We start from the raw sequence: 25,081 nt of genomic DNA, 5'->3' as shown, positions 1-25,081 counted from the left end.
CATGACCTCGATACCCACCGTTCCGCGCCCGCCCCGCCCGCCATCGGCCTCTGGTGCCACCGAGAGCGAGCGCCATTTCCCCTGCCCGCAATGCGGCGCCGACATGCGTTTTGATCCCGGCCAGAACCGGATGATCTGCGATCATTGCGGCGCGACCGAAGCGATGGAGGCAGGAGCATGGTCCGGCCCCGCGATCAAGGAACTGGATTACAAGTCCGCCATCGCCAATCAGCTTCCCGGCGCCGAAATGGAAGAGACGCGCGCCGTCACTTGCCCCAATTGCGGCGCGGTGACAGAGCTGGACGGCGATGTGCAGGCCACCTCCTGCCCGTTCTGCGACACACCCATCGTCACCGGAACTGGCACCCACCGCCACATCAAGCCGCGCGGGCTGCTGCCCTTCGTGCTGGACGAAAAGGGCGCGCGCGGGGCAATGACGACGTGGCTGGGCCGGCTGTGGTTCGCGCCCAACGGATTACAGGAATATGCCCGCAAGGGCCGGGCGATGTCGGGCATCTACGTGCCCTACTGGACCTATGATGCCGATACGAAGACAGCCTATACCGGCCAGCGCGGCGACGACTATTACACCACCGAAACCGTAATGGTGAACGGCAAGATGGAAACCCGGCAGGTGCGCCATACCCGCTGGCGCCCGGCGGCGGGCCGCGTCGCGCGATTCTTCGACGACGTGCTGGTGCTGGCGTCGAAATCGCTGCCTAAACGCTATACCGACGGGCTGGCGCCGTGGGACCTTTCCGGGCTGAAACCCTACAAGCCCGAATACCTCGCCGGATTCCGCGCCGAGGGCTACCAGGTAGAGCTTGAGGACGGTTTCAAAGAGGCGCGCAGCATCATGGACGCGATGATCCTGCGCGACATTCGCTTCGACATCGGCGGCGATCACCAGCGCATCGACAGCGTACAGACCCAGATCAGCGACATCACTTTCAAGCATATCCTGCTGCCGGTCTGGCTGGCCGCGTACAAGTATCGCGGCCAGACCTATCGTTTCGTCGTCAACGGCGTGACGGGCAAGGTGCAGGGCGAACGGCCCTACTCGGCCTGGAAGATCGCCTTCGCGGTCATCGTGGGCCTGATCCTTGCCGCCGGGATCGGCTATGTCGCCGCCGTCACGCAAGGACAGCAGGGGTTCTGATCAGCCCTTGGCGACCTTGACCTTGCGCGCGGTGCTGGCCGCGGGCGCCTTGCGCGCAACGGTGACCGTCAGCACGCCATCCTTCAATTCGGCCCGCGCGCTGTCGGGGTCGGCATCGGTGGGCAGCCGGAAGGTGCGGCTGAAGCTGCCATATTGCCGCTCGCTGAAATACCACGTCTCGCCCTTGTCCTCGCGCGTCGTCTGCTTTTCGCCGCTGACAGTCACCGCACCGTCGTCGATGGTCAGCTCCACCTCGTCCTCGGCGACGCCGGGCAGTTCCAGCGTGATGGTATAGCCCTTCTCGTCAGACTTGGCGTCCGAGGCGGGGTTCAGCCAATCGGCCAGACGCCCGCCGAAGGTGCGAAACGGGTCGAACAGGGCCGGCCAACCGGCCTGATTTTGCGTTTTCTCAACCATGATACATCCTCCTCAACATCGGCAACGTGCCGACCGCGGAACCCTGCCATGCGGGGGCACGACGCGCCTTGATGCGCGTCAAATCGGCTTGCGCCACGCCCCCCGCGCCGTCATGTTCGCGCCAACGAAAATAGGAAGTGCACGATGATCCTGTCCTGTGGCGAAGCCCTGATCGACATGCTGCCGCGCAAGAGCCAAGGCGGCGAAGGTGCCTTTGCCCCCTACCCCGGCGGGGCTGTCTTCAATACCGCCATTGCGCTGGGACGGCTGGGCGCGCCCTCGGCCTTCTTCTCGGGCCTGTCGTCGGATTTTCTTGGCGACATTCTGCGCGATAGCCTTGAAGAAAGCCGCGTCGATGCCAGCCCCTGCGCGATATCCGACCGGCCCTGTACCGTCGCCTTCGTCAAGTTGGTCCACGGGCAGGCGACCTATGCCTTCTACGACGAGAACAGTGCCGGCCGGATGCTGCGCACCGCAGACCTGCCGGTCGTGTCGGCCAAAGCTATGTTTTTCGGTGGCATCAGCCTGATGGCCGAACCTTGCGGCAGCACCTACGAGGCCCTGATGGCCCGCGAAGCACCGCATCGCGCCATCATGATTGACCCCAACATCCGCCCCGGCTTCATCAAGGATGCAGCCGCCTACCGCGCGCGGATCGACCGGATGCTGGCACTCTCGGACATCGTGAAGCTGTCGGATGAGGATCTGCACTGGCTGATGGGCGCGGGCGACATCGCCGAGCTTTCCGGCAGGATCCTTGCCCGCGGGCCAAAGCTGGTCTGCATCACCGAAGGAGCGAAGGGCGCAACCGGATTCAGTCGCGATCACGCAATCTTCGTGCCGTCGCGAAAGGTCGTCGTGGCCGATACCGTGGGCGCGGGCGACACGTTCAACGCAGGCGTGCTGGCCGCGCTCAACAGCGCAGGCTGCTTAAGCAAGACGGCACTCGCATCACTGGAAGAGGGCACGATCCGGGCCGCACTTGATCTTGGTGCACGGGCCGCCGCCGTCACCGTCAGCCGCCCCGGTGCCAATCCGCCTTGGGCGCACGAGTTGTGAGGGCACTGGTCCAGCGCGTCACCGCGGCCGCAGTCCGCATCGAGGGCGAGGTGGTGGGCGAGATCGGGCCCGGCCTGATGATCCTTGTCTGCGCGATGGCGGGCGATACCGATGACAAGCCGGCGCAACTGGCCGCGAAAATCGCCAAGCTGCGCATCTTCAAGGACGAGGCGGGCAAGATAAACCGCAGCCTGGCGGATGTGGGCGGCGCGGCGCTGGTGGTCAGCCAGTTCACGCTGGCCGCCGATACCAGCCGCGGCAACAGGCCCGGTTTCTCGCAGGCCGCCCCGCCCGCGGAGGGCGAGCGGCTTTACCAGGCGTTCAAGGCCGAGATGGCGGCGCTTGGCATCCCCGTGCAGTCGGGCCGGTTCGGCGCTGACATGGCGGTCAGCCTCGTCAATGACGGCCCGGTTACCATCTGGCTCGAGGTCTGAGCCGCCTCAGCAATGCGAGGCGATGTCGAGCACCCAGTATGGTCCCTTGGGGCTTTGCGCGATGGCAATGCCGAAATCCGTCACACCTTGTAGCAGCATGTTGTGGCGGTGGCCGGGCGACGCCATCCAGCCCGAGATGATCTGGTCCGGATGCGGATAGCCCCAGGCGATATTCTCGGCGGCCGTGCAGAACCGGTATCCGACACGGCGCATCCGCGCACCCGCCGTACTGCCGTCCGAGCCCCGATGGCTGAAGAAATCATGTTCGGTCATGTCGCAGGCATGGGCCATCGCGGCTTGGCTCAGCGTGGGGTTGTAGCGCAGCGCGGGCAGCCCGTTCGCGGCCCGCTGAGCGTTAAGCCCGGCAGCAATCTGGCTGGCCATTGCCTGCGCATTGCCGGGAACGGAACACCCCCCCGCCTCGGCGGCGGTGGCGGCAGCGAACAGCAGGCAAGTGGCGGCACAAAGCTTGGCGGCAATCTTCATCGTCTCGACCTCGCGGGATTCGTGGATCAGGACAGAAGCATCCGGGCCGAAACCGGCCGGGACGTGGCCGGAAAAGGGCAGCGCGGTGGCAATCAGCCGCGCATTGTCCGCACCTGCCCGGCCAGCGTGCCCAAGGCGAAAAGGCCGGCCGCCACGCAGACCACCGTTGGCCCCACGGGCGTGTCGAACCACATCGCCAAGCGCAGCCCACCCAGTGCTGCCAGCGCACCCAATGCGCTTGCCAGCGCCGCCATCCTTTCGGGCGTGCGGGCAAAGTTGCGCGCCGCCGCCGCCGGGATGATCAGCAACGCCGTAATCAACAAGGCACCCACCACCTTCAGCGCCACGGCCACCACCGCGGCCAACATCAGCGTCAGCACCAGTTGCTCGCGCCGGGGATCAATACCCGCCGCATAGGCCAGATCGGGGCTGAGCGTGGCTGTCAGCATCGCTGACCAGCGCGACCAGAGGACAACGGCAACCAGAAGCGCACCGCCCCAGATCACCGCAAGGTCCAACCGTGTCACCGTCAGCACGTCACCAAAGAGATAGGCATCAAGGTTGATGCGCGCGCCGGGGATCAGCGCCACGGCGACAAGGCCGGCCGCCAGACCCCCATGCGCCAAAACGCCCAGAACCGTATCCATGCCATGGCCGCGTTCGCTGAGCGCAAAAATGATCAGTGCCATCACCAATGCCACCGCCGCCACACCCGTCAGCACCGACAGATGAAACGCAAGGCTGAGCGCCACGCCAAGAATGGCGGCATGCGCCGTGGCATCGCCGAAATAGGCCATCCGCCGCCAGACCACGAAACAGCCCAGCAGCCCCGCGGCCAGCGCCGTGCCGAGCCCCGCCAACGCGGCGCGCACCAGAAAATCGTCCAGCATCATTCGGCCGCCTCGATCTCGGGGTGGGGATGGTCGTGATCGTGGTCGTGGTCATGCGTGTGGCGGTAAAGCGCCAGCGCGCCGCCCGTCCCGGTGCCGAAAAGCTCGCGATAGGCGGGCGCGGCGCTGACCACCTCGGGCGTGCCCTCGCAGCAGATATGGCCGTTGAGGCAGATCACCCGGTCGGACGCGCTCATCACCACGTGTAATTCGTGGCTGACCATCAGCACGGCGCAGCCCAGTTCGGCGCGGACCGCCTCGATCTGGCGGTAGAACGCGGCCGAACCCGGCTGGTCCAGCCCCTGCGTCGCCTCGTCGAGCATCAGGACCTGCGGCCGGCCGAGGATGGCGCGCGCCAGCAGCACCCGCTGGAATTGCCCGCCCGACAGCGAGGCCATCTGCTGGCCCGCCACGCCCGGCACCCCGGCATGTTCCAGGGCCGTGGTCGCATCCGGATCGGCCACGCCATGTGGCAGGTTGAGAAAGCGGCGCACCGTGATCGGCAACGTCGGGTCGATATGCAGGCGCTGTGGCACGTAGCCGATGCGCAGGCCCGGCGCGCGGGTGACCTTGCCGCGCAACGGCTTCAGCGCGCTGATCAGCACGCGCAGCAGCGTCGACTTGCCCGACCCGTTGGGGCCGACGATGGTCACGATCTCGCCCGGCTCCAGCGCAAGACTGACATCGTGCAGCACCACCTGCCCGTCATGCGCGGCGGCGATGCCTGTCGCGGAAAGCAAGCTCATGCCGACGCTCCGTCCTGGCAGGCCGGGCACAGCCCCTCGACCTCGATCATCGCCTGTTCGATGCGGAACCCGGTCTGCGCGGCGCTGGCGCGCAGGCCCGCCCCCGGCGCGCCCTCGGCCTCGGCCACAAGGCCGCAGGCACGACAGATCAGGAAGGCGGGGTGATGCGCGGCACCGGGATGGGCGCAGGCCACAAAGGCGTTCAACCGCTCGATCCGGTGGGCCAGGCCCTGATCGACAAGGAACCCCAGCGCGCGGTAGGCCACGGGTGGCTTGTCGCCATACCCGTCGCGGTCAAGCCGGGCCAGCACGTCATAGGCCCCCATCGCGGCATGTGCCTCCAGCAGGATTTCCAGCGTGCGGCGGCGCACCGGCGTGAACTGCACTCCGCGCGCGGCGCAGCGCTCTTCGGCGGCGTCAAGCGCGGTCTGGACGCATAGGGCATGGTCGTGCCGGGCAAATCCTAAAGGATCGAGGGTCATGATTGGCCACTTGTTATGTTATAACATATCTACTATAGCCCCGCCGATCCCGACCCTCAAGAGGCCACCCGATGATTCGCTTCCTTGCCGCAGCACTTCTTTCGCTGTCCATGACCGCCGCCCGCGCCGAAGTGCCCAAGGTGATGACCGATATCGCCCCCATCCAGTCTCTCGTAGACCGGGTGATGGCGGGCTTGGGCAGCGCGGACGTGTTGCTGCCGCCCGGCGCCTCGCCGCATGACTACGCGCTGCGCCCGTCGGATGCGGGACGGCTGGCCGATGCCGGGCTGGTGATCTGGATGGGTCCGGGGCTGGAGCCGTGGCTGGCCGACCCGCTGGCGACACTGGCGCCGAACGCCACCCGGATGGCGCTGCTCGACAGTTCCGGTTGGGACAAACTGGTGCTGCGCGGGGATGCCGCCCTTTTCGACGGCGACCCCGAAGATCACCCCGGTGAAACCGATCCCCACGCGTGGCTTGACCCCGTGGTCGCTGCCGAATGGATGCAGACCATTGCCGCGGCCCTCTCGGCCGCCGACCCCGCCAACGCAGCCACCTATGCCGCGAATGCGAAGGCCGGCGCCGCCGAGATGCAGGCGCTGGTACAGGAGGTCAGCGCGCAACTGGCCGGGGTGCCGGACAAGCCCTACCTCGTCCCGCATGACGGCTACCACTACTTCGAACAGCGATTCGCCCGGCCCGCCGCCGGGGCCGTCACCCTGTCCGATGCGGTGGCACCCGGCCCCTCCCGCATTGCCGAACTGCAGGCACGGGTCGCCGCGGGCGGCATCGCCTGCGTCCTGACCGACCCCGAAACCTCGACCGGCTGGGCGGACGTGCTGCGGCAAGGCACCACCGCGAAAACGGCCAGCGTCGATCCGATGGGCGCCAGCATCCCGCGCGGCGCGGGGTTCTACCCTGCGCTGATCCGCTCAATCGCCGACGCGCTCGCGCAGTGCCTGTCCTGACAGGTCGGTCGCGGACCGCCACGGGTCGCGTGCCGCGATGCGCATGGCATGCCCGGCAGGCCACCCTTCCCGGGCAAGGACAGGAGGCACCATGACCGGGATCGACGCGGCGTATCGCAACTACATCGACGGGGCATGGGTGCCCGGCGGGGCCGGGCACATTGACGTGACCGACCCCGGCAGCGGTGCCCACCTCACCCGCGTGGCGCTGGCCGATGCCGCCGATGTCGACCGCGCCGTAGAGGCCGCCGCGCGCGTTCATGCCAGCCGCGCGCTGGCCGCGCTGCGCCCGGTCGAACGGGGCCGCATGGTGCGCGCGGTGGGCGCCTGGATTGCCGCCCACCGCAACACCTGGGCCCCGGTCCTGACCCGCGAACAGGGCAAGCCGCTGTGGGAGGCCGAGATCGAGATCGACGGCGCGGCGCGCTATTTTGAATATTACGGCAACCAAGCCGAAACGGTCGAAGGCCGCTCAATCCCGCTGGGCGACGGCTATATCGACTACACGACGTGCGAGCCCTATGGCGTCACCGCCCACATCATCCCGTGGAACTACCCGGTGGAGATGGCCGCACGGTCGGTCGCGGCGGCGCTGGCCACGGGCAACACAGTGGTCATCAAGTCGCCCGAACTGACGCCGGTGGCGATCACCATGATCGCCCATGCGGCGCAGGCAGCCGGGTTTCCGCCCGGCGCGGTCAACCTGCTCTGTGGGCTTGGCCCGGTGGCGGGCGCGGCATTGGCCGGGCACCCCAAGGTCAACCAGATCGTCTTCACCGGCTCGGTGGCGACCGGCATCGCGATTGCCACGGCGGCGGCACAGAACGTGGTGCCCTGCGTGCTGGAACTGGGCGGCAAATCGGCCGCGATCGTGCATGACGATGCCGACCTCGACGCCTTCGAGACCGACATCCGCTGGGGCATCTTCTTCAACGCGGGCCAGGTCTGCTCGGCGATGAGCCGGATCGTGGTGCATGAATCGCGCCATGACGAGGTGGTTGAGCGGGCCACCGCCATTGCCCGTGCGCTCAGCGTGGGTCCGGGGATCGAGCGGCGGGAATCGGGCCCCAACATGGGCGCAATGGTCAGCCAAGCCCAGCGCGACCGTGCGGCGGGCATGGTGGCCCGCGCGGTGGCGGCAGGTGCGAAACTTGCCACCGGGGGCCATGCGCTGAACCTGCCCGGCGCCTTCATGGAGCCCACCGTGCTGACCGGCGTCACCCCCGACATGGAGATCGCCCAGCAAGAGGTGTTCGGCCCGGTCCTGTCGGTCATCCCCTTCCGGACCGAGGACGAGGCGATCGCCATTGCCAACGGCACCGACTACGGCCTTGTCGGCGGCGTCTTTACCCGTGATCTGGACCGCGCGATGCGGGCCACGCGGGCGATGCGCGCCGGGCAGGTCTTCGTCAACGAATGGTTCGCGGGCGGGGTCGAAACACCCTTTGGCGGGATCGGAAAATCCGGCTATGGCCGCGAGAAGGGACGCGAGGCGCTCTGGAACTATGTCCAGACCCGCAACACCGCGATCAAACTGAGGTAGGACATGACCGACACCTTCGACGAAGACCTGTTCCTGAAGGGCATGGAACAGCGCAAGGCCACGCTGGGCGCAGATTACGTCGCCGCCAGCATGGAGGCCGCCGACGATTTCAACCGCCCGTGGATGGAGGCGATGACGGCCTGGTGCTGGGGCTTCGGCTGGGGCGATGATGCGATTCCGCCCAGGACGCGCAGCATGATGAACCTGACCATGCTGGCGGCCCTTGGCCGGATGCATGAATGGGAACTGCACTGCAAGGGCGCCATCACCAACGGCGTGACCAAGGAAGAGATCCGCGCGATCATCCACGTCGTCGGCATCTATTGCGGCGTGCCGATGGCGCTGGAATGCTTCCGCTCGGCCCGCAAGGTGCTGGGTGAGGCGGGGATGCTTTAGGCGGCGGGCAGTAGCCCCGAGGGCCCCGGCACGAACATGTGGCTGCTGCGCGTGGTTTCGCAATGCGCGCGCACAAGGCCCTGACGCAGCAGGATATGCCATGTCTGCCGCGCCACGGGCCGCGGCTGGGCAAAGGCCGCGCATCGCAACACGGCGACGTTGATCCCCGGCTCGGCCGCGCGGACCGAGGCATAGCGGATGGCCTCGCCGCCGATGGCGCGCGCGTCATCGGCCAGCGCAAGGCAATCGGTATAGTCATCCGGGTCGGTCCAGTTGCCCCGGTCGCGCATGTGCCCCGCCGTAAGGTCAAGCGCGAAGGGCGTTTTAATCCGGGCGCGCACGGCGGTGTGCTCGATCGGCCGCCGTGGCAACGCCGTGCCGGGCGAGGCCGCGAAGAACGCCAGCTTACCCCAGATGGTCTCGCAGATCGCGGTCAGCGGCGCCTCGGCCCCGTACCAGACGCCGGGCGTGGGACCGGCCCGGCGAAACCGCGACGCCCGCGGGTAACAGCCATAGCGAAAGGGCAACCAGAACTGGTAATCGAGGTGCCGGCATTCCTCCGGCACGGGCGGCTTGGAGGCCTCCAGAACCTGTTCCAGCACGGCCTGTTCGGCATCGGTATCGACGATGCGCATGGTGGCCGACCGGAACTGCCCCTCGATCACCCGCCAGACCCCGCCTTGGTAGGGGGCGAAATCGCCCTCAGACAGGCGCACGGACGGCATCGAGATAGTTCATCACGCCAATCAGGCCGGGCACCGTGGCGACAAGGCCGGCCGGAACGCCGCCAAGATCGGTATTGGCGTTGTGCATCCACGCCATCATCACCGCCTTCTCGCCGCCGGTCATCGAATCGAGCGAGCGGAACACGCGGATCAGGCAGGTCGCCAGTTCCAGCGGCTTGCCCGTCAGGGCGTACTGGCCATCCTTCATGCGGCTTGCCGTTGCGGCACTGACGCCGATGATCTTGGCCAGCTCCTGTTGCGACAGCCCCAGTTCGCCCGCGGCCCGGACCACCGCCTTGGCAACGACCCGGCCCGGATCATGGCTGACATCGGCGACAGGCGCGGCCGATTCGTTGGCAAATGACGCGGCACTGGGCATCTGGAATCCTTTCTGCTGAAAGCAACATAGATATGCTTTCAGCGGAAATCAACGCCGGCGCGTCAGGCGGCCTTGTCGGTCGCCAGGATGTCGCGCACCATCGGGATGACCTTGGTGCCGTAAAGCTCGATCGAGCGCATCATCGCCTCGTGCGGCATCGTGCCTTGGCTGTATTTCATGTCGAACCGCTTCAGCCCCAGCGTGCGAATGGTCGCGGCGATCTTTCGCGCGACGGTTTCAGGCGCGCCGACGAACATCGCGCCGTGGCTGACCTCGCGGGCGAAATCGCCCGGTTGCGCGGGGGGCCAGCCGCGTTCGGCGCCAATGCGGTTGCGCAGCGCGGTATGGCCTTTCTCGGCCTCTTCCATCGCCTCGGCATCGGTCGGGGCGACATGGCCGGGGGAATGCACGCCCAGCGGCCGGGCCGGGCGGCCGATCTGGTCATAGGCGCGCTGATAGAGATCGACGAAGGGACGGAACCGCGACGGGCTGCCACCGATGATGGCCAGCATCATCGGCATGTCGTAGCGCACCGCCCGCACCACCGATTCCGGGCTGCCGCCGACGCCGATCCACGCGGTCAGTCCCCGCCCCGACAGCGGCGGGTACAGCGTGACCCCGTCCAGCGGCGGGCGCGTGCGGCCCGCCCAGCTGACCGGGATTTCGCGCAGAAGATGCGCGAAAAGGTCCAGCTTTTCCTCGAACAGCTCTTCGTAATCCGACAGATCATAGCCGAAGAGGCCATAACTTTCGGTGAACGACCCGCGGCCCAGAATAACTTCGGCCCGGCCGTTCGAAAGCGCATCCAGCGTGGAAAACCGCTAGAAAAGGCGCACCGGGTCGTCTGTCGACAGCACCGTGACGGCGGTGCCGAGGCGGATACGCGAGGTGCGCGCGGCGATGGCGGCCAGCACGATCTCGGGCGCGGAAATGGCGAAATCGTCGCGGTGATGCTCGCCCAGCCCGATGAAATCGACGCCGACCGCATCGGCCAGAACCGCCTCGTCCAGCACGTTGCGCAGCACTTGGTCATGCGGAAGTTTCAGCCCGTCGGGCCCCTCCGTCACGTCGCCGAATGTATCAAGGCCCAGTTCCACCATCTGCCGCTCCTGTCTTTGCATCACCGCACGATACCAAAACGGTGGCAGGCCGGTAACCTGCGCCGGAAGCGGTCACTCGGTGCGGCCACGCAGACTGCGCACAAGGTCAGGCTCAATCTCAAGGTGATCCATCGCGGCCCCGATCACCGTCTCGTCCATCGGTGGCGGGTCCAGCGACACGCCCGCGCCCAGCCGGGCCACGATATGTTCCAGCGCGGCGATGCGGGCGAATTTCTTGTCATTGGCCGGGATCAGTTGCCACGGCGCGACCTTGGTCGAGGTCTTGTCGAGCATGGCGTCAATCGCGGTGACGTAGTCGCCCCAGCGGCCCCGGTTGCGAAAATCCTCGTAGCTGAGTTTCCAGCGCTTCAGCGGATCGCGCAGGCGGTTCTCGAAACGGGCCAGCTGCACCTCGGGCGAGATATGGAAGAACAGCTTGGCAATGCGCACGCCGTCATCGACCAGCATCCGCTCGAAATCATTGATCTCGCGATAGGCGGCCTTCCAGCGTGCCTTGGGCGTTAACCCCTCGACCCGTTCGACCAGGACCCGGCCATACCATGACCGGTCAAAGACGGAGATCGCGCCGTTGGGCGGCAGCCGCTCCATGAAACGCAACAGGAAATGGCGTTGCAGGTAGTAGTTGCGCGGCGCGGCAATGGGCCAGACCTTGAAACTGCGGGGGTCCAGCGCACCCGCCATCAGCCGGATCGTGCCGCCCTTTCCGGCCGCATCCCAGCCCTCGAAGACCACCACGCCGTTATGGCCGCCCAGAAGGTAGGCCTGCTGGATCTTGCGCAACTCCAGCTGCAGCTCTGCCAGCCGTGTTTCATACACCGCGGCCTCAAGCCGCGGCGAGAGGTCGAGCGTGTCGAGGCGCAGCTGCGAGGTCTTGGCCAACGGGCCCTCCTGCGGCACCGGGCGGGACCCTGCCCGCCCGGCACTGTCCGATCAGATCGTGCCGGTCAGCAGGCCAAGGCCCGCCACGGCAGCAAGGCCACCGGCGGTGCGCAGGACCGGCAGGCTGCGGGCCGAGGCCAGCCGCAACACCGCGACCGTCAGCGCGATGCCGATGGCATGCAGCGTGGCCGTGGCCACCATGAAGCCCAGCGCGAAATCAAGACCGCCCGTATTCGCAGGCATCTCGGCCCCATGGGCATGCCCGTGGAAGACGGCAAAGACACCGACCAGCGCCATCGCCACGGCGACCGGCGCCCGCAGGCCCAGCGCCACGACCGCGCCCATCACGATGACCGACACGGCAATGCCGGTTTCGACGAAGGGCAGGCCCACGCCGTACATGCCCAGCGCACCACCCACGCCCATCATCGCGACAAAGGCCGCCGGCACCAGCCACAGGGCCCGGCCGCTCAGCTGCGCGGCAAAGACGCCGACCAGCACCATGGTCAGAATGTGATCGAGGCCCGTCATAGGATGGGAAAAGCCCGCCACAAGGCCTACGGCGGGGCCATGGCCGGGATGGGCCGAGGCGATGGTCGGCAGCAGCAGCGCCACCGTGGCCAGCAAGGAAAGGGGCTTGAATTTCATCGACGGTTCCTCCGGGTTTGGGTCAGGAAAGTGATAAGGAAATGCTAGGCTCCGGCCTGCATCATCGCAAGCGCCACAGGGGGAAAGGCGTGGATTCGTCGCCCGCCCGTCTCACCTTTCTGCCCCGAGGGGGCCGAGCGCCTAGAAATCGGTCGGCGCGCCGCCCTCTTCCTTGCGGCGGGCGACGAAGGCTTCAAGCTCTTCGCGGATCGCGACATCCATCGGCGGTGGTTCGAATTGCCCGATGATGTCCTTGAACATGCGGTGCGCGCGTTCCGGCGTCCAGACCGCACCGGCAATCTCCCAAGCCTCGAAGTTGCGCCAGTCGCTGATGAAGGGTTGGTAGAAGGCCTGCTGGTAGCGGTCCTGCGTGTGCTGGATGCCGAAGAAATGGCCGGTCGGTCCGACCTCGCGGATCGCATCGATGGCAATCTCGTCAGGGCCGGTGCCGACGATCTCGGGCTCGAGGTAGCGTTCGATCATCTGCAGGATCTCGCAATCCATGATGAACTTTTCCGGGCAGGCAATCAGCCCGCCCTCCAGCCACCCGGCCGCGTGGTAGACGATGTTGGTGCCCGACTGTACCGCCGACCACAGGCTGTTGGAGGTTTCCCACATCGCCTGTCCGTCGGGCACGTTGGCGGCGCAGACGCCGCTGGCGCGCATCGGCAGGCCGTAGAAGCGGGCCATCTGACCGGTCATCTGGGTGGCGCGCATGTATTCGGGCGTGCCGAAGGCGGGCGCGCCCGATTTCATGTCGACGTTCGAGGTGAAGGTGCCGATCACGCAAGGGCAACCCGGGCGAACGAATTGGAACAGCGCGATCGCGCTCAGCGCCTCGGCGATCGACAACGTGACGGCGCCCGCCATCGTGACCGGCGCCATCGCCCCCGCCAGCGTGAAGGGCGTGACGATCACCGCCTGCCCCCGGCGCACGCAGCGCAGGCAGCCGTCAATCATCGGGATGTCATGCTTGAGCGGCGAGGTGGAGTTGATGTTGGTATACATGTGCGGCTTGGCCTGGAACTCCTCCTCGGTCAGCCCACCCGCGATGCGCACCATCTCCATCACGTCCTCGACCCGCTCCTTGCCGAGGCTGTAGGCATGCGCGACCTTGTCGGTCAGCACCATCTTGTCGAAAACCACGTCGAGGTGGCGAACCGAAGGATGAATGTCCACCGGCTCTACCGGGTAGCCTCCGGCGAAGTGGATGCAGTTGAAATACTGGGTCAGCTTCAGCAGGTTCGCGCATTGCTCACGCGTGCCGGAAACCTTCCTGCCCAGTTCAAGATCGAAGTAGTTGGGCGGGGACGAGACGTTGCCGAACAGGATGTGGTTCTTGCCTATCACCAGTTCGCGGTCGGGATTGCGCGGCGTGATGGTGAAATGGGCAGGCGCCTTGCGCACCATCTCCATCACCCAGTCGCGGCCCATCTTCACGTTGGTGCCATCGACCTTGCAGCCGGCCTGACGGAACAGGTCCAGCGCCTCTTCGTTCAGGAACTCGATGCCAATCTCTTCAAGGATCCGCATCGCGCCGTCATGGATCGCCTGCACGCCCTCGGGGCCCAGCGGTTCGGTCGGGCGGTCGGTGTTGACCGGCAGCCGCCATGGCATCTGCTGAAACAGGTCCTTGCCGCGCCGCGCGGTGTTGGCGGCGCGTCCGCCGCTGCGGCGCTTGTGCGGAACGGTAATGTCGGTGGCGGTCATCGGGTGCCTCCTTGGCTTGCACCCCCGAGTCTGGCGCAGCCCCGGCCCAAGCGCGGCCCAGTCTGCGACGTCTGGCGTCGGTTTTGGGTCAAGCGTGACCGCGCGCGCCTAGCACCAGCTTGCGTCGTCGCGGTTGGGGGCGCGCAACAGCTCGGTCAGATTGGCCTCGATCAACCGGAAGCCGACATTGCCGTAAAGGATCTGCCGCCCCGCGTTCATCCGGATCGTGGGACTGCCGGTAATCGCATGCTCGGCGGCCAGCCGCGTATCGGCCTCAAGCGCCGCCATGGCCCGGCCGTCGCGCAGTGCCGCCTCGATCGGCGCGCGGGGCAGGCCCAACGCTTCGGTCACCGCCGCCTGTTCGGCCCAGAGCGAGATGTCGCGCGCCTCGGCGAAGAAGGCCAGCCGCAGCGCCCAGCCGGCGCGGTAAAGCGCGCTGTCGCGCAGGGGCGCACCCGCGTCATCGGCGGCCAGCGCCACGGCCCGCAGAAAGAGGTGCGCCGCGCCGGAACTGGCGGGCCGGGTCACCCGCCACGCATCGGGGTGCAGTGTGACATGGTCGAACTGGCCCGCCACCTGCGCGACATGGTCGGCATAGCCTTCGAACCCGCCGCGACCGGCCCAGGATTTCGCGATCTTGCCATGCACGTCGGGAAAGACCGGGACGAAATGCAGGTCCACCGCGACACGGTCCTCGAATTTCTTCGCCAACTCCTCGGTGCGGACATGGGCGACATAGGCCCAGACGCAAAGAACATCCGAGAAATGCTGAACCACCGGACGCGACATGGGAAACCTTTCCTAGCTTGAGCGTTGCGATCCTAGGCCTGCCGCGGGCAGGCGCAAGCCCGCCCGGAACCGGCGCTTCAGTCCGCCTTCCATGCCGCGAGCAGGGCCGGCAGTCCGGCGATCGAGGGCAGCACGGCATCGGCCACCGGCTCCAGCACCTCACGCGTGGCGGGGCCAGTCAGCACCCCCACGGTGCGCATGCCCGCGGCCCTGCCCGCGTGCAAGTCATGCGTGCTGTCGCCCACCATGACGCAGGCGGCAGGCGGCAGGCCGGTGGCCGCACAGAAGGCCAACAGCGGGCCCGGCGCGGGCTTGGCCCCATGGCCGCTGTCGTAGCCCGCAACGAAATCGAACAGCGTATCGACCTGCGCGCGGGCCAGGTGGGCGCGCGCCGGCATCTCGGCATCGTTCGTGACAAGGCCCAGCGCCAGCCCGCCCGCCCGCAGCCCGGCCATGAAAGGGGCAAGCGGCACCGCCTCGACCTGCGGCACGTTCGAGGACATGCGGTTGAGCCGGTCAAGCAGCCCGGCCTGATCCGCGCCGGGCAGAAGCGGCAGGATGGCCTGCGCGACATGGGCCGTCGTCTCGGCGATGACGATCGAGCCGGGTCGAAACGCGCCCGCGGCAGTGTCATAGCCCAGCACCCCGGCCAGCCGCGCGGCGAGCTCGGCATCGCCCTGCGCCTCGTCGGCAATCACCCCGCGCGCCCAGGCGCCCCATGTTGCGTTGAAATCGAAAAGCGTGCCGTCCTTGTCAAAGACGACACCCCGCACATTCACCGCCATCGCCCGCCCTTTCAGCCGCATACGCGCGGTCACCAAGGCCCTTCCCGCAGACGCGAGTCAAGGCTCAGGTCCAGCTGACCTCGGCCTGTCCGGGCAAGGCGTAACGCGCCCGAAGTGGCAAGTCGTAGCCCAGCCCCGTCGAATCGCAAAAGGCGATGATCCGTGCATCATCGGCGGTGACAAAAGCCAGTACCTCGGCCAGAAAGGCCGGGTCGGCGGCGCGACTGCGCAGATCGGCGGCATCGGCACCGGTGGTCCCGAGAAAGTCCGGGAAAAGCGTGTCATCGCCGGCCAGCCAGCCTAGCGCCTGAATCGCGACCATCTCGGCTTGGTCATGTGTCATTCATCATCCTTGCAGCGCCGGAAACCGTTTCTTAACCATTTCGATCGCACTCTCGCGCCACACCCAGCGCGAGGACTCAAGTTATGTCGGGCAGGCTGCTGATTGTCGATAGCGTGGTCACCAACCGCATCGTGTTGAAGGTAAAGCTGCTGGCGGCGAAATACGCCGTGACCGCTTGCGCCACCCGTGACGAGGCTCTGGGCCATCTTGCCAACGACCGTCCCGACCTTGTCGTGCTGTCGCTGGCCGACGGGCCGGAAGGGGTGCTGGCGTTCTGCCGGGCCCTGCGCAAAGACCCGGCCACAACCGGCACCGCCGTGATCTGCCTTGCCGATGACGGGGCCGAGGGGCTGGGCGTGGCAGCCTTGCGGGCCGGCGCGGACGACGTGATGGTTCGCCCGGTCGACGATGCCCTGATGCTGGCGCGCATCCGAAGCCTGCTGCGCGCGCGCAATACCGATGCCGAGTTTCGCCTGCGTGGCGAAACGGCGCGCGTCCTTGGCCTGGCGGAACCGCCGGGCGATTTTGCCCGACCCGGCCGCGTTGTGCTGGTCGCCGAGGAGGTTACGCAACGCCACGACATGGCCCGCCGCGTGGCCGAGGCGCTGGGGCAACAGGTTATCGGCCTTGCGCCCGACCGGGCGCTGGCCCCCCGCGCGATGTCCGAAGCTCCCGATGTCTTCATCATCCTCGCCCGATCCGGCACGGGGGCTGCGGCCACGTTTCGACTTGTCGCCGACCTGCGCAGCCGCTCGGACACGCGCCACGCCGCGCAATTGGTGATCTGCCCGCGCGACGCCCCTGAACTTGCCGCGATGGCGTTGGATCTGGGGGTGAACGACGTTGCGACCGACGGGACCGAAATGGATGAGATTGCGCTGCGCATCAGTTCGCTCTTGCGGCGCAAGGCGCGGGCGGACCAATTGCGCGCCTCGGTCCAGTCTGGACTGCGCGCGGCGGTGACCGACCCGCTGACCGGCCTTTACAACCGCCGTTACGCGATCCCGCACCTTGCCAGCCTTGCCGACCGGGCCCGCGCCGAAGGACGCGGCATCGCGCTGATGGTCCTCGACATCGACCACTTCAAGGCGATCAACGATACTTGGGGCCATGCCATCGGGGATGCGGTTCTGGTGGGCGTGGCACGGCGTCTGCGTGACGCGTTGCGCGCGGTCGACCTTGTGGCGCGCATCGGCGGTGAAGAATTTCTTGTCGCCATGCCGAATACGAGTGTCGAGCAGGCCCGCGCCGCGGCCGAACGCCTGCGTATCACCATCGAAGGGCAGCCATTCGCCACCCTTCAGGGCCAGCCGCCGGTGGAGGTGACCCTGTCCATCGGTGTCGCGATGGAGGGCAATGACCATCCGATCACCGAAGATATCGAGGGTCTGATTGCCCGCGCAGACCGCGCCCTTTACGACGCCAAGGCCGCCGGGCGCAACATGGTGACGATGAGCCTGAGCGCCGCCTGAGGTCAGCCCGGTGGCGGGCCTTCGGGGCCTTGCGGACCGTGGCGCATCTGCTCTTGCAGGCGCGCGGCAAAGGCGACGCGCGCGGTCGGGCTCATCGCCGTGATGCGCGCCAGCAGCGCCTCTTGCCCGGCCTGCATTGCCGCGGTGGCGCGGTCACGCTGGGCTGCAAAGAGGGCCGAGACGGCGCCGGGATCGAAAGGATCGGCCCGCAATGCGTCAATCAGCGACTGGATCGCAGCCTGCCGCTCGCTGCGCATCAGCGGGCGCAATTCGGGGCGTTGACGCAGGCTGGCCCGGATCGCGTCACGGTCGGCCCGGTCCAGCGCCTGCGACAACGGCCCCAGTGTCAGGTCGAAACCGCCAAATGGCCCCGGGCCCCGCCCGGCCAAAAGCCGCCCTCCGATCGCGCCGGCGACCAGCAGGTTCAGGGCCAGTGACACCACAAGCACGATCTGCACCCAGCGCCGCACCGGCGCGGCTTGCGTCGATTCCGCCATCGTTTATCCCCCGCTTCCCAAGGCATCGTCCGCGGCCAGCACCGAAACCGACACCGTCTCGCCCATCACCGAGGCCGTCAGCCCCGACAGGCTGGCCGGCGGCGCAAACCCAATCCAGAATCCCGCCATGGTCGCCGCGACCAGCCCGCCCAGCGTGGGCCAGCCGCCAATCACCGCCGCCAGAAGGGCCCAGAGGCCGCGCGGTGGCGCGACCCGCGCCGCAGGGACCGCCCGCGCGGCGCTGACCGTTGCAGCATCGGCAATGATCCGGCCCATCAGGGCGGCCGAGGGCTGCGCTTCGGTTCGGCGCGCGGCCGCAAAGATGTCGTCTAGGAAATCGTCCTCAATGTCCCGCTCAGTCATCGTGATACCCCAGTTCCGCCTTCCGTCCCGCCAGCGCCTCTGCCAGCGCCCGCTTGCCCCGCGCGGTCAAACTTTCGACCGCCTCGACGCTGATGTCCATGATGGCGGCGATCTCGGGGTTGGCCAGCCCCTCGAGGTGCCGCAGCGCCACCGCCTGCGCCTGCCGCTCGGGCAGGCTGGCCAGTGCCTCTTGCAGTGCGCCAGCCCGCGCCCTGTCCAGCATCCGGGCTGCAACCGGCGGGCTGGCGTCCTGCGGCTCCTCCACCGTGTCGAGCGCGACGTGGCGCCGCCGCCGCCGCAACCTGTCGGTGCAGAGATTGGCCGTGACGCGGTAAAGCCATGTGCTGACCTGCCCCTCGCCTTGCCGCCAGTCCGGGGCGATCTTCCACAGACGCATCAGCGCCTCCTGGGTCACATCCTCGGCTTCGGCCCGGTCGCCCAGCATTCGCGCCGCCTGTCCCAAAACGCGCGGCGCCAGCCTTTGGGCCAGCAGCGCCGCAGCGCCGGCATCGCCATTGGCATAGGCGATCAGAAGCGCTTCGTCCGGCGCCGGCGGGTCTTGTGCGGTCGCAAAACTCATGGATCAGCGTGGTAGCCACATATCTTCGTCCCGGCAATCGGCGGAGGGCCCGGGCCAGTTTCAGCCCGGGCCCCAATGCCGGCCTCAGTTGCCGTTGCCGCCCATCCAGCCGCCGCCGTTGCCGCCGCCCCAGCCGCCGCCGTTGCCGAACCAGCCGCCGCCCATCCGGCCGCCACGTTCATGACCTTGGCCCATGCCGCGGCCCATATGGTCGCCACGCATCTCCTGCATCAACGCTGTAAATGCGTCGTATTCGGCCTGACTGACGGTGCCGTCATGGTTGGTATCCATCCGGTCGAACATCCGCGTGGCGGGGTCCTGCCGCGGCGCCTGCATCTCGTCGGCGCTCAGCTGTCCGTCACCGTTGGTGTCGAGCCGCTTGATCATGTCGGCCACGCGCGCCTCGATCCGCGCCTGCATCTGCGTCATGATCTGCTTGGTCAATTCGTCGGCCGAGAGGGTGCCATCGCCGTTCGTATCGGCGGCCTTGAACATCGCCTCCGGCGCGGCCTTCATCTCGTCGAGGCTAAGCGCGCCGTCGCCATTGGTGTCGAGCACCGAGAAGCTGGGCGGGCCCATCATCTCCGGGCCACCGCGGCCACCGGGGCCGCCGGGGCCACCGGGCCCCTGTTGCGCGGTCGCGGCGCCAGCCACCAGTCCGGCGGTCATCGCCGCGATCAGGATCGTTTTCTTCATGGTCTTGGTCCTTCCTCAGGTTTCTCGTCCGGGCGGGCCTTTCTGCCGCCTTGGTGCTCCTGACACGCAGCCCCGCACCACTTCCGTCGCAGGGCGCGAAACTTTTTTGGTGCGCAGAACCTGACAGGTCCGCAACACTGGCGCCCAAGCGCCGCACCCCCCTTTCAATTGCACCTCGAAAGGCGCATCTGTCAGGATGACGAAGGAGTGTTACCGATGACCCAGACCGACATGATGGACCCCGCCCTCGCCCGTGACCTTGATGAGGAAGAGCGGCCAACGCGCGACGCCGTCTGGCGCGGCTTGGCCTTGCGCTGCCCGTCCTGCGGCAAGGGCCGGATGTTCGACGGCTACCTCCATGTCGCCGACCACTGCCCGGCCTGCGGCGAGACTCTGAGCCATCACCGCGCCGATGACGGTCCGGCCTACCTGACGATCCTGTTGGTGGGTCACATCATGGCGCCGCTGATTCTGATCGTGTTCGAGGTCTGGCGGCCCGCGCCGCTGGTGCTTGCAGGCGGCTTTACCGTGGGCTGCGTGGCCTTGTCGCTGTTCCTGCTGCCGCGGCTGAAGGGCATGGTCGTGGCCATCCAGTGGGCCAAGCGGATGCACGGCTTCGGCGGTCAGGACTAGGCCGGGGGCGGCATGGACAAGACCGCCATCCGCGACGCGGCCACCATCATTGTCCTGCGTGACCGGGCAACCCGGCCTGCGGTCCTGATGGGCCAGCGCGGCGCCGGCGCCGCCTTTCTTCCGTCGAAATTCGTGTTTCCGGGCGGCGCTGTCGATCCCGGCGACGCGGCAATTGCGCTTGCCTCCGCGCTGCCCGCGACTTGCGCCGAAAGGCTGGCCGAACACAGCGCACTGACCCCCGAAACGCTTGCGGCCGCCGCCATTCGCGAGCTTTGGGAAGAAACCGGGCAAGTTGCCGGCGCGCGCGCGTCGTGGCCCGACCCACCGCAAGGTTGGCGTGGCTATGCCGCCACCGGCCACCGCCCCGCCGGAGACAAGTTGCAATTCGTCTTTCGCGCGGTCACGCCTCCGGGCCGGCCGCGCCGGTTTGACGCGCGATTTTTCCTGCTGGATGCGGCCGCCCTGTCCACCGACCCGGATGATTTCGGGCGCGCCGAAGACGAACTGGCGCATCTGCAATGGGTGCCACTCGACAAGGCGCGCGCCTTCGATCTGCCATTCATCACCGAGGTGGTGCTAGCCGAGATCGCCGCGCGCGTGACCGATACCGCCCCACCCGCCTTGGTGCCGTTCTTCCGCAACGACGACGAACGCCACCTTGTCACGCGGCTCGGTGGCCAAAGCCCGCTTGACCGATCCCTGCCCTAGCGCCGCCAGATAGGGTGCGGCACGGGGTCCTTGGCGCGCCAGAAATAGCGGCGAAAGACTTCGCCGTAGCTGGTATAGCGATAGCCTTCATTCCGGCCAAGGTAGCGATCGGGATTGGCGCGGTAGAGGCCCGGCAGCGCATACCACGGCGCGCGCGGATGCATGTGGTGCACCAGATGCAGGTTGTTGTTGAGAAACAACAGCGCCAGCGGCCCCCGATCCTCGATCACCACGGTCCGGCCCGGCGCGCGCTCATGCGCCCGATGTTCAAGGAAGGTCCGGATCTTCAACAACGACAGCGCTGCATAGGCGGCCGGCAGGTAGGCCCATAGTGGCATCGGCGAAACCGCCACAACGGCCAGAACTAGTGCCAGTCCGGGTAGATGCCAGAGCCATCCACGCAGAACCGCGCCGTCGCCTGCACGGATCGCGCGCAGATCGGCCGCCATCCACATCACCTGACCCAGCGCGGGACCGATAAGTAGCCGCCCCGCCAGCGTGTTGTTGATCCGCCGCAGGCCCTGGTACCAGCCCGGCCGTGCCTCCCAGTCGCCGCCGTCCATGTAATTGCTTTCAGGGTCGTCATAGGGGTCGGTCAGGCGGGCGTCGTTGTGGTGCGCCAGATGGGTATCGCGAAAACGCAGGAAAGGCACGGCCAGCACGAGCGGCGGCGCAACCAACGCCGCGTTCAGTCGGGCCGAACGGAAGGGGTGGCCGTGGATCACTTCGTGCGTCAACGAGGAATGAAAGGCCGCGGCAAGTGCCGTGACAATGACGGCGAGTGGCAATGAAACGGGCGGGAGGACGAAAACCCCCAGCGCCCAAAGGGCGTAACACCCTGTAATCGCACCCAATGTCCGCCATTCCACCGTGGCGGTTCGCCGTTTCTGCATTCCCTGCCTCAAGAAGAGCCGTGCCGTCCCCGCACCGCTTCTGCGGCAGCCTAGCACTTGCCAGAGCGGCTGATGACCTCGTATCTTCGCAACGAAAACCCATCATTGGTGAGAAAACACTACAATGCCGCCAAAAATCGACAAGCGCGACCGCGCCACCCTGTTCCGCGAGAGGCTGGGCCAGGCGCTGCGCGAAGCCGGGTTAAGCCAGGCGGGGCTGGCGCGGGCGATTGGAGCGGATCGTTCGACGGTGTCGCAACTGCTGTTGCCCGAGGGCAAGCGGTTGCCGAATGCGCAGCTGATCGGCGAATGCGCTGCGGCTCTGGGGGTTTCGGCGGACTGGTTGCTGGGGCTGTCGGCCCGGCCCGAGCGGGCGGCCGATCTGGTCGCCGCGGCAATGATGATGACCGAAGCGCCCCGTGCGCTGGTCGATGAACATATCTTTGCCTGGCACCAGGAGGCGGCGGGCTACAAGATCCGGTACGTGCCCTCGGGCCTGCCGGACATGCTGAAGACTCATGCGATGCTGATGTGGGAATACGAGCCGTCGCTGGGCCGGACGACAGAGCAGGCGATCAACGCCAGCGAGGACAGGCTGGCATGGATGCGCGGCGCGCGGTCGGACTACGAAATCGCGATCCCGCTGCACGAGATCGCCAGTTTCGCCTCCGGCACCGGATATTACGCCGGGCTGCCTGCGGCGATCCGGGTCGAACAGATCGAACATATGGCGCGGCTGCAGGACCAGCTTTACCCGTCTTTGCGGGTGGTGCTGTTTGACGCGCGGCGGCTCTATTCGGCGCCGGTCACGGTGTTCGGACCGCTGCTGGCGGCGATTTACCTAGGCCGCAACTACCTTGTTTTCCGCGACACCGAACGGGTGCAGGCGATGACCCGCCACTTCGATACGCTGGTGCGCGAGGCAAGCGTCACTGCCCGCGACCTGCCAGCGCACTTGATGGAGTGGCGAGCGAAGATCGGCTGAAACCGGCTGTCCCCATGGGGACGCCGGCCAATACATTGATTTGTATCATCTATTTCATACGCGCGCGTGAGTGCTAGACCTGCGGATCAGGATTGATCGTGAATCCGTCGACCGAAATCACCTGCCCCGACACCATCCGCGCCCCGCCTGATCCAAGGTAAAGCGCCATTGCAGCCACGTCCTCGGCCGTGACGAAAGCGCCCAGTGCCGTGCCCGAGGCATAGCCGCGATAGACATCGTCGCGGGTCATGCCCTTGATCGCCGCCTCGCGTTCCAGCACGCGCTCCATCCGTGGGCCCTCCACCGCACCGGGGCAGATCGCGTTGGCGCGGATGCCGAAGGGGCCAAGCTCCATCGCCAGCGTCTTCATCAGGCCGATCACGCCCCACTTTGCGGCGGCATAGGGCGCGCGGTTGGGATAGCCGTAGATGCCCGCGGTGGACGAGGTCAGCACGATCGACCCGGCGCGCTGCGCCTTCATCAGCGGCGCCGCGTATTTCGCCGTCAGGAAGGCGCCGCCCAGCGTCACGTCAAGGCAGGCGCGCCAGTCGTCCCAGGCCACATCCTCGACCTTGGCGGTGGGCCCGGCGATGCCGGCATTGGCGCAGACCACGTCCAGCCCGCCCCATTCAGCGACAATCCGTTCGAAAAGCGCCGCCATCGCGGCCTCGTCGGAGACATCGACAAGCTCGGCCCGCCAGGCCGCAGGCAGCGCATCAAGCGAGTCGGCGTCGACATCGGTCACCCAGACATCATGACCCGCGGCGGCAAAGGCCGTGGCCATCGCGCGGCCGATGCCAGAGCCGCCCGCGGTGATCAGGACCCTGCTCATCGGACGCCGACAGCAGCGCCCGCGCCTTCGGGACGCGGCAGCCCAGCATGGGCGGCGGCGATCCGGCCCAACGGCTCGGCGACCCGCGCGTCAGGCTCTGCCGCCTTGCGGGTGGCAAGGCTGACATGGATCAGCATGTGTTCGCCCGTGGCCAGCAGCGTCTCGCCCTCGAACATGCGGTGAAAGAGGTGCATCTTCTTGCCGGCTCCAAGCAGGCATTGGGTTTCCACACGCACCCGCGCGCCCGCCCGGCATTCGGACAAGTGGCGGATATGCGTCTCGGCGGTGAAGTAGCTGCCGCCGGTGGCGATATAGGCCATGTCGCATCCCACCAGCGCCATGAACTTGTCCGTCGCATCGCCGAAAACCTGAAGGTAGCGTGCCTCGTTCATGTGGCCGTTATAGTCGGTCCAGTCGAGCGGCACGGCCCGCAGCACCGTCAGAACCGGCGCCGAAAGGTCGGCCACGTCGTCAAGGCTGGCGGGTAAGCTATCGATCCGCCGATCTTGCGCGTTTAGAAGCCGCCCCGCGCCCCAGTCCCGCGCCTTCAGGCCGCGCAGGATGGTAACAAGGTTGTCGTCGCGGATGCGTTCAAGCGCACGGATGGGATGGGCACCCGATTGAGCGTCCGACTGAACGGCGATGGTATCGATCAGATCTTCGGTCAGCTCGGGCACATCCATCAGCTTGGTCCATGGCCACGAAAGGCACGGCCCGAACTGTTCGATGAAATGGCGCATCCCGGCCTCGCCCCCGGCGATGCGGTAGGTCTCGAACAGGCCCATCTGCGCCCAGCGCAAGCCAAAGCCATAGCGGATTGCGTTGTCGATCTCTTCGGTCGTGGCAATGCCGTCGCGGATCAGCCACAGCGCCTCGCGCCAGACGGCCTCGAGAAAGCGGTCGGCGATATGGGCGTCGATCTCCTTGCGGACATGCAGGGGGAAGCAGCCGATCGAGGTCAGGATCTCGGCGGCGCGGGCGACCATGTCGGGCGGGTTTGCTTCGCTCGGCACCAGTTCGATCAGCGGCAAAAGGTAGACCGGGTTGAACGGGTGCGTCACCACGATCTGGCCGGGCCGGGTCGCACAGTTCTGCAACTCCGACGGTTTGAACCCCGATGTGGACGAGCCGATGATCGCCTCCGGGCGACAATGCTCCTGCAGCGTCTGGAATACCTTGTGCTTGAGCGGCAGCCGTTCCGGCACGCTTTCCTGAATCCAGTCGGCACCGGCAACCGCATCGGACATCGTGGTGTGATAACTGAGCGTCCCTTCCGCGGGCAGCGCAACATCCGACAGGCCCGGCAGCGCGCGGCGCGCATTGTCCAGCACCTCGCCGATCTTGCGTTCTGCTTCGGGATCGGGATCGAAGACGCGCACGTCCCAACCCATCAGCAGAAACCGCGCCGCCCAACCGCCGCCGATGACGCCGCCCCCGATGATCGCCGCCGTTCCAGTCATTTT

30 protein-coding genes and 1 pseudogene are annotated in these 25,081 nt (G+C 67.2%); 10 read left to right on the top strand and 21 right to left on the bottom strand.

Going from position 1 to position 25,081, the window contains the following annotated elements; genetic code table 11:
• Position 1: 1 nt before the first annotated feature.
• Positions 2-1,159 carry a primosomal protein N' (replication factor Y) - superfamily II helicase gene (locus tag GC146_RS03655; RefSeq protein ID WP_291834472.1) on the top strand — a complete coding sequence of 386 codons (1,158 nt, stop codon included), beginning with the start codon at positions 2-4 and terminating at the stop codon, positions 1,157-1,159.
• On the opposite strand, the gene GC146_RS03650 is transcribed toward GC146_RS03655, so the two are convergent.
• A complete protein-coding gene (locus tag GC146_RS03650; RefSeq protein ID WP_291834469.1) occupies positions 1,160-1,576 on the bottom strand; it encodes an Hsp20/alpha crystallin family protein in 417 nt (138 codons plus the stop codon). It abuts the gene before it with no gap.
• A 144-nt stretch (positions 1,577-1,720) separates the two neighbouring features.
• Here GC146_RS03650 and GC146_RS03645 point away from each other — a divergent pair, with 144 nt between their 5' ends.
• Both GC146_RS03645 and dtd read left to right on the top strand, forming a co-directional pair.
• On the top strand, positions 1,721-2,635 hold the full coding sequence (locus GC146_RS03645; protein ID WP_291834466.1) for a carbohydrate kinase: 915 nt from the start codon (positions 1,721-1,723) through the stop codon (positions 2,633-2,635).
• Positions 2,632-3,069, top strand: a complete 438-nt coding sequence (dtd, locus tag GC146_RS03640; protein ID WP_291834464.1) for a D-aminoacyl-tRNA deacylase — start codon at positions 2,632-2,634, stop codon at positions 3,067-3,069. Before GC146_RS03645 ends, dtd begins: the two co-directional genes overlap by 4 nt.
• Positions 3,070-3,075: 6 nt before the next feature.
• Here the strand turns inward: dtd and GC146_RS03635 are convergent, their stop codons facing one another.
• The 4 genes from GC146_RS03635 to GC146_RS03620 all read right to left on the bottom strand — a co-directional run bounded on the left by GC146_RS03635 (position 3,076) and on the right by GC146_RS03620 (position 5,673).
• Positions 3,076-3,555, bottom strand: a complete 480-nt coding sequence (locus GC146_RS03635) for a CAP domain-containing protein (protein WP_291834461.1) — start codon at positions 3,553-3,555, stop codon at positions 3,076-3,078.
• A gap of 92 nt (positions 3,556-3,647) precedes the next feature.
• Positions 3,648-4,445 (bottom strand): metal ABC transporter permease, encoded by a 798-nt coding sequence (locus tag GC146_RS03630; RefSeq protein WP_291834459.1) that lies wholly within the window; start codon positions 4,443-4,445, stop codon positions 3,648-3,650.
• Positions 4,445-5,191: an ATP-binding cassette domain-containing protein gene (locus tag GC146_RS03625; protein WP_291834456.1), complete on the bottom strand. Its 747-nt coding sequence runs from the start codon at positions 5,189-5,191 to the stop codon at positions 4,445-4,447. The genes GC146_RS03630 and GC146_RS03625 overlap by 1 nt, the downstream gene beginning before the upstream one ends.
• Positions 5,188-5,673, bottom strand: a complete 486-nt coding sequence (locus tag GC146_RS03620) for a Fur family transcriptional regulator (protein WP_291834453.1) — start codon at positions 5,671-5,673, stop codon at positions 5,188-5,190. The genes GC146_RS03625 and GC146_RS03620 overlap by 4 nt, the downstream gene beginning before the upstream one ends.
• 71 nt (positions 5,674-5,744) lie before the next feature.
• Here GC146_RS03620 and GC146_RS03615 point away from each other — a divergent pair, with 71 nt between their 5' ends.
• The 3 genes from GC146_RS03615 to GC146_RS03605 all read left to right on the top strand — a co-directional run bounded on the left by GC146_RS03615 (position 5,745) and on the right by GC146_RS03605 (position 8,580).
• The gene (locus GC146_RS03615) at positions 5,745-6,641 is read left to right on the top strand and encodes a zinc ABC transporter substrate-binding protein (protein WP_291834450.1); all 897 of its coding nucleotides are present in this window, start codon (positions 5,745-5,747) and stop codon (positions 6,639-6,641) included.
• 91 nt (positions 6,642-6,732) lie between these two features.
• Positions 6,733-8,184 carry an aldehyde dehydrogenase family protein gene (locus GC146_RS03610; protein WP_291834447.1) on the top strand — a complete coding sequence of 484 codons (1,452 nt, stop codon included), beginning with the start codon at positions 6,733-6,735 and terminating at the stop codon, positions 8,182-8,184.
• A 3-nt stretch (positions 8,185-8,187) separates the two neighbouring features.
• Positions 8,188-8,580: a carboxymuconolactone decarboxylase family protein gene (locus GC146_RS03605; RefSeq protein ID WP_291834444.1), complete on the top strand. Its 393-nt coding sequence runs from the start codon at positions 8,188-8,190 to the stop codon at positions 8,578-8,580.
• On the opposite strand, the gene GC146_RS03600 is transcribed toward GC146_RS03605, so the two are convergent.
• From GC146_RS03600 to GC146_RS03560, 9 genes and pseudogenes are all read right to left on the bottom strand, one after another.
• On the bottom strand, positions 8,577-9,296 hold the full coding sequence (locus GC146_RS03600) for an RES family NAD+ phosphorylase (protein WP_291834441.1): 720 nt from the start codon (positions 9,294-9,296) through the stop codon (positions 8,577-8,579). The genes GC146_RS03605 and GC146_RS03600 overlap by 4 nt on opposite strands.
• Complete coding sequence (locus tag GC146_RS03595) at positions 9,283-9,684, bottom strand: XRE family transcriptional regulator (RefSeq protein ID WP_291834438.1); 402 nt, start codon at positions 9,682-9,684, stop codon at positions 9,283-9,285. The genes GC146_RS03600 and GC146_RS03595 overlap by 14 nt, the downstream gene beginning before the upstream one ends.
• Positions 9,685-9,746: 62 nt before the next feature.
• Positions 9,747-10,784: pseudogene (locus tag GC146_RS03590) on the bottom strand (LLM class flavin-dependent oxidoreductase).
• A 72-nt stretch (positions 10,785-10,856) separates the two neighbouring features.
• Positions 10,857-11,684, bottom strand: a complete 828-nt coding sequence (locus GC146_RS03585) for a polyphosphate kinase 2 (RefSeq protein ID WP_291834436.1) — start codon at positions 11,682-11,684, stop codon at positions 10,857-10,859.
• A gap of 51 nt (positions 11,685-11,735) precedes the next feature.
• Positions 11,736-12,332 (bottom strand): HupE/UreJ family protein, encoded by a 597-nt coding sequence (locus GC146_RS03580; protein ID WP_291834433.1) that lies wholly within the window; start codon positions 12,330-12,332, stop codon positions 11,736-11,738.
• A 141-nt stretch (positions 12,333-12,473) separates the two neighbouring features.
• Complete coding sequence (locus GC146_RS03575) at positions 12,474-14,042, bottom strand: trimethylamine methyltransferase family protein (RefSeq protein ID WP_291834430.1); 1,569 nt, start codon at positions 14,040-14,042, stop codon at positions 12,474-12,476.
• 108 nt (positions 14,043-14,150) lie between these two features.
• Positions 14,151-14,831: a DsbA family protein gene (locus GC146_RS03570; RefSeq protein ID WP_291834427.1), complete on the bottom strand. Its 681-nt coding sequence runs from the start codon at positions 14,829-14,831 to the stop codon at positions 14,151-14,153.
• A gap of 77 nt (positions 14,832-14,908) precedes the next feature.
• Positions 14,909-15,616 (bottom strand): HAD family hydrolase, encoded by a 708-nt coding sequence (locus GC146_RS03565; RefSeq protein WP_291835733.1) that lies wholly within the window; start codon positions 15,614-15,616, stop codon positions 14,909-14,911.
• A gap of 64 nt (positions 15,617-15,680) precedes the next feature.
• Positions 15,681-15,959 (bottom strand): DUF3572 domain-containing protein, encoded by a 279-nt coding sequence (locus GC146_RS03560; protein ID WP_291834424.1) that lies wholly within the window; start codon positions 15,957-15,959, stop codon positions 15,681-15,683.
• 83 nt (positions 15,960-16,042) lie between these two features.
• Between GC146_RS03560 and GC146_RS03555 the strand changes: the two genes are divergently transcribed.
• Positions 16,043-17,431 (top strand): diguanylate cyclase, encoded by a 1,389-nt coding sequence (locus GC146_RS03555; protein ID WP_291834421.1) that lies wholly within the window; start codon positions 16,043-16,045, stop codon positions 17,429-17,431.
• A gap of 2 nt (positions 17,432-17,433) precedes the next feature.
• On the opposite strand, the gene GC146_RS03550 is transcribed toward GC146_RS03555, so the two are convergent.
• From GC146_RS03550 to GC146_RS03535, 4 genes are all read right to left on the bottom strand, one after another.
• The gene (locus GC146_RS03550; RefSeq protein ID WP_291834419.1) at positions 17,434-17,928 is read right to left on the bottom strand and encodes a periplasmic heavy metal sensor; all 495 of its coding nucleotides are present in this window, start codon (positions 17,926-17,928) and stop codon (positions 17,434-17,436) included.
• A 3-nt stretch (positions 17,929-17,931) separates the two neighbouring features.
• Positions 17,932-18,291, bottom strand: a complete 360-nt coding sequence (locus GC146_RS03545; RefSeq protein WP_291834417.1) for a hypothetical protein — start codon at positions 18,289-18,291, stop codon at positions 17,932-17,934.
• Entirely contained in the window at positions 18,284-18,871 is a 588-nt protein-coding gene (locus GC146_RS03540) for an RNA polymerase sigma factor (RefSeq protein WP_291834414.1), read from the bottom strand. Before GC146_RS03540 ends, GC146_RS03545 begins: the two co-directional genes overlap by 8 nt.
• Before the next feature lie 84 nt (positions 18,872-18,955).
• The gene (locus GC146_RS03535; protein WP_291834411.1) at positions 18,956-19,567 is read right to left on the bottom strand and encodes an EF-hand domain-containing protein; all 612 of its coding nucleotides are present in this window, start codon (positions 19,565-19,567) and stop codon (positions 18,956-18,958) included.
• 231 nt (positions 19,568-19,798) lie between these two features.
• Between GC146_RS03535 and GC146_RS03530 the strand changes: the two genes are divergently transcribed.
• The gene (locus GC146_RS03530; protein ID WP_291835731.1) at positions 19,799-20,200 is read left to right on the top strand and encodes a DUF983 domain-containing protein; all 402 of its coding nucleotides are present in this window, start codon (positions 19,799-19,801) and stop codon (positions 20,198-20,200) included.
• 12 nt (positions 20,201-20,212) lie between these two features.
• On the top strand, positions 20,213-20,908 hold the full coding sequence (locus GC146_RS03525) for an NUDIX hydrolase (protein ID WP_291834409.1): 696 nt from the start codon (positions 20,213-20,215) through the stop codon (positions 20,906-20,908).
• On the opposite strand, the gene GC146_RS03520 is transcribed toward GC146_RS03525, so the two are convergent.
• Entirely contained in the window at positions 20,905-21,801 is an 897-nt protein-coding gene (locus tag GC146_RS03520; RefSeq protein WP_291834406.1) for a fatty acid desaturase, read from the bottom strand. The two genes, GC146_RS03525 and GC146_RS03520, sit on opposite strands and share 4 nt — an antisense overlap.
• A gap of 124 nt (positions 21,802-21,925) precedes the next feature.
• Here GC146_RS03520 and GC146_RS03515 point away from each other — a divergent pair, with 124 nt between their 5' ends.
• Entirely contained in the window at positions 21,926-22,786 is an 861-nt protein-coding gene (locus tag GC146_RS03515) for a helix-turn-helix transcriptional regulator (protein WP_291834404.1), read from the top strand.
• A 73-nt stretch (positions 22,787-22,859) separates the two neighbouring features.
• On the opposite strand, the gene GC146_RS03510 is transcribed toward GC146_RS03515, so the two are convergent.
• Together GC146_RS03510 and GC146_RS03505 are read right to left on the bottom strand one after the other, a co-directional pair.
• Positions 22,860-23,618 carry an SDR family oxidoreductase gene (locus GC146_RS03510; RefSeq protein WP_291834401.1) on the bottom strand — a complete coding sequence of 253 codons (759 nt, stop codon included), beginning with the start codon at positions 23,616-23,618 and terminating at the stop codon, positions 22,860-22,862.
• Positions 23,615-25,078: a carnitine 3-dehydrogenase gene (locus GC146_RS03505; RefSeq protein ID WP_291834398.1), complete on the bottom strand. Its 1,464-nt coding sequence runs from the start codon at positions 25,076-25,078 to the stop codon at positions 23,615-23,617. Before GC146_RS03505 ends, GC146_RS03510 begins: the two co-directional genes overlap by 4 nt.
• Positions 25,079-25,081 lie beyond the last annotated feature (3 nt).

It is taken from the genome of Limimaricola sp. (assembly GCF_016125575.1).
Lineage (GTDB): Bacteria > Pseudomonadota > Alphaproteobacteria > Rhodobacterales > Rhodobacteraceae > WGLM01.
The sequence above is the reverse complement of the archived record's forward strand: the minus strand, read 5'-3'. Positions and strand labels throughout refer to the sequence as shown.

Bases quoted from the DNA above. Each gene is read 5' to 3' on its own strand.
- GC146_RS03655 (WP_291834472.1), top strand. From the start codon at position 2: ATGACCTCGATACCCACCGTTCCGCGCCCGCCCCGCCCGCCATCGGCC.
- GC146_RS03650 (WP_291834469.1), bottom strand. From the start codon at position 1,576: ATGGTTGAGAAAACGCAAAATCAGGCCGGTTGGCCGGCCCTGTTCGAC.
- GC146_RS03645 (WP_291834466.1), top strand. From the start codon at position 1,721: ATGATCCTGTCCTGTGGCGAAGCCCTGATCGACATGCTGCCGCGCAAG.
- GC146_RS03635 (WP_291834461.1), bottom strand. From the start codon at position 3,555: ATGAAGATTGCCGCCAAGCTTTGTGCCGCCACTTGCCTGCTGTTCGCT.
- GC146_RS03630 (WP_291834459.1), bottom strand. From the start codon at position 4,445: ATGCTGGACGATTTTCTGGTGCGCGCCGCGTTGGCGGGGCTCGGCACG.
- GC146_RS03625 (WP_291834456.1), bottom strand. From the start codon at position 5,191: ATGAGCTTGCTTTCCGCGACAGGCATCGCCGCCGCGCATGACGGGCAG.
- GC146_RS03620 (WP_291834453.1), bottom strand. From the start codon at position 5,673: ATGACCCTCGATCCTTTAGGATTTGCCCGGCACGACCATGCCCTATGC.
- GC146_RS03615 (WP_291834450.1), top strand. From the start codon at position 5,745: ATGATTCGCTTCCTTGCCGCAGCACTTCTTTCGCTGTCCATGACCGCC.
- GC146_RS03610 (WP_291834447.1), top strand. From the start codon at position 6,733: ATGACCGGGATCGACGCGGCGTATCGCAACTACATCGACGGGGCATGG.
- GC146_RS03605 (WP_291834444.1), top strand. From the start codon at position 8,188: ATGACCGACACCTTCGACGAAGACCTGTTCCTGAAGGGCATGGAACAG.
- GC146_RS03595 (WP_291834438.1), bottom strand. From the start codon at position 9,684: ATGCCCAGTGCCGCGTCATTTGCCAACGAATCGGCCGCGCCTGTCGCC.
- GC146_RS03580 (WP_291834433.1), bottom strand. From the start codon at position 12,332: ATGAAATTCAAGCCCCTTTCCTTGCTGGCCACGGTGGCGCTGCTGCTG.
- GC146_RS03575 (WP_291834430.1), bottom strand. From the start codon at position 14,042: ATGACCGCCACCGACATTACCGTTCCGCACAAGCGCCGCAGCGGCGGA.
- GC146_RS03570 (WP_291834427.1), bottom strand. From the start codon at position 14,831: ATGTCGCGTCCGGTGGTTCAGCATTTCTCGGATGTTCTTTGCGTCTGG.
- GC146_RS03565 (WP_291835733.1), bottom strand. From the start codon at position 15,616: ATGGCGGTGAATGTGCGGGGTGTCGTCTTTGACAAGGACGGCACGCTT.
- GC146_RS03560 (WP_291834424.1), bottom strand. From the start codon at position 15,959: ATGACACATGACCAAGCCGAGATGGTCGCGATTCAGGCGCTAGGCTGG.
- GC146_RS03555 (WP_291834421.1), top strand. From the start codon at position 16,043: ATGTCGGGCAGGCTGCTGATTGTCGATAGCGTGGTCACCAACCGCATC.
- GC146_RS03550 (WP_291834419.1), bottom strand. From the start codon at position 17,928: ATGGCGGAATCGACGCAAGCCGCGCCGGTGCGGCGCTGGGTGCAGATC.
- GC146_RS03545 (WP_291834417.1), bottom strand. From the start codon at position 18,291: ATGACTGAGCGGGACATTGAGGACGATTTCCTAGACGACATCTTTGCG.
- GC146_RS03540 (WP_291834414.1), bottom strand. From the start codon at position 18,871: ATGAGTTTTGCGACCGCACAAGACCCGCCGGCGCCGGACGAAGCGCTT.
- GC146_RS03535 (WP_291834411.1), bottom strand. From the start codon at position 19,567: ATGAAGAAAACGATCCTGATCGCGGCGATGACCGCCGGACTGGTGGCT.
- GC146_RS03530 (WP_291835731.1), top strand. From the start codon at position 19,799: ATGATGGACCCCGCCCTCGCCCGTGACCTTGATGAGGAAGAGCGGCCA.
- GC146_RS03525 (WP_291834409.1), top strand. From the start codon at position 20,213: ATGGACAAGACCGCCATCCGCGACGCGGCCACCATCATTGTCCTGCGT.
- GC146_RS03520 (WP_291834406.1), bottom strand. From the start codon at position 21,801: ATGCAGAAACGGCGAACCGCCACGGTGGAATGGCGGACATTGGGTGCG.
- GC146_RS03515 (WP_291834404.1), top strand. From the start codon at position 21,926: ATGCCGCCAAAAATCGACAAGCGCGACCGCGCCACCCTGTTCCGCGAG.
- GC146_RS03510 (WP_291834401.1), bottom strand. From the start codon at position 23,618: ATGAGCAGGGTCCTGATCACCGCGGGCGGCTCTGGCATCGGCCGCGCG.
- GC146_RS03505 (WP_291834398.1), bottom strand. From the start codon at position 25,078: ATGACTGGAACGGCGGCGATCATCGGGGGCGGCGTCATCGGCGGCGGT.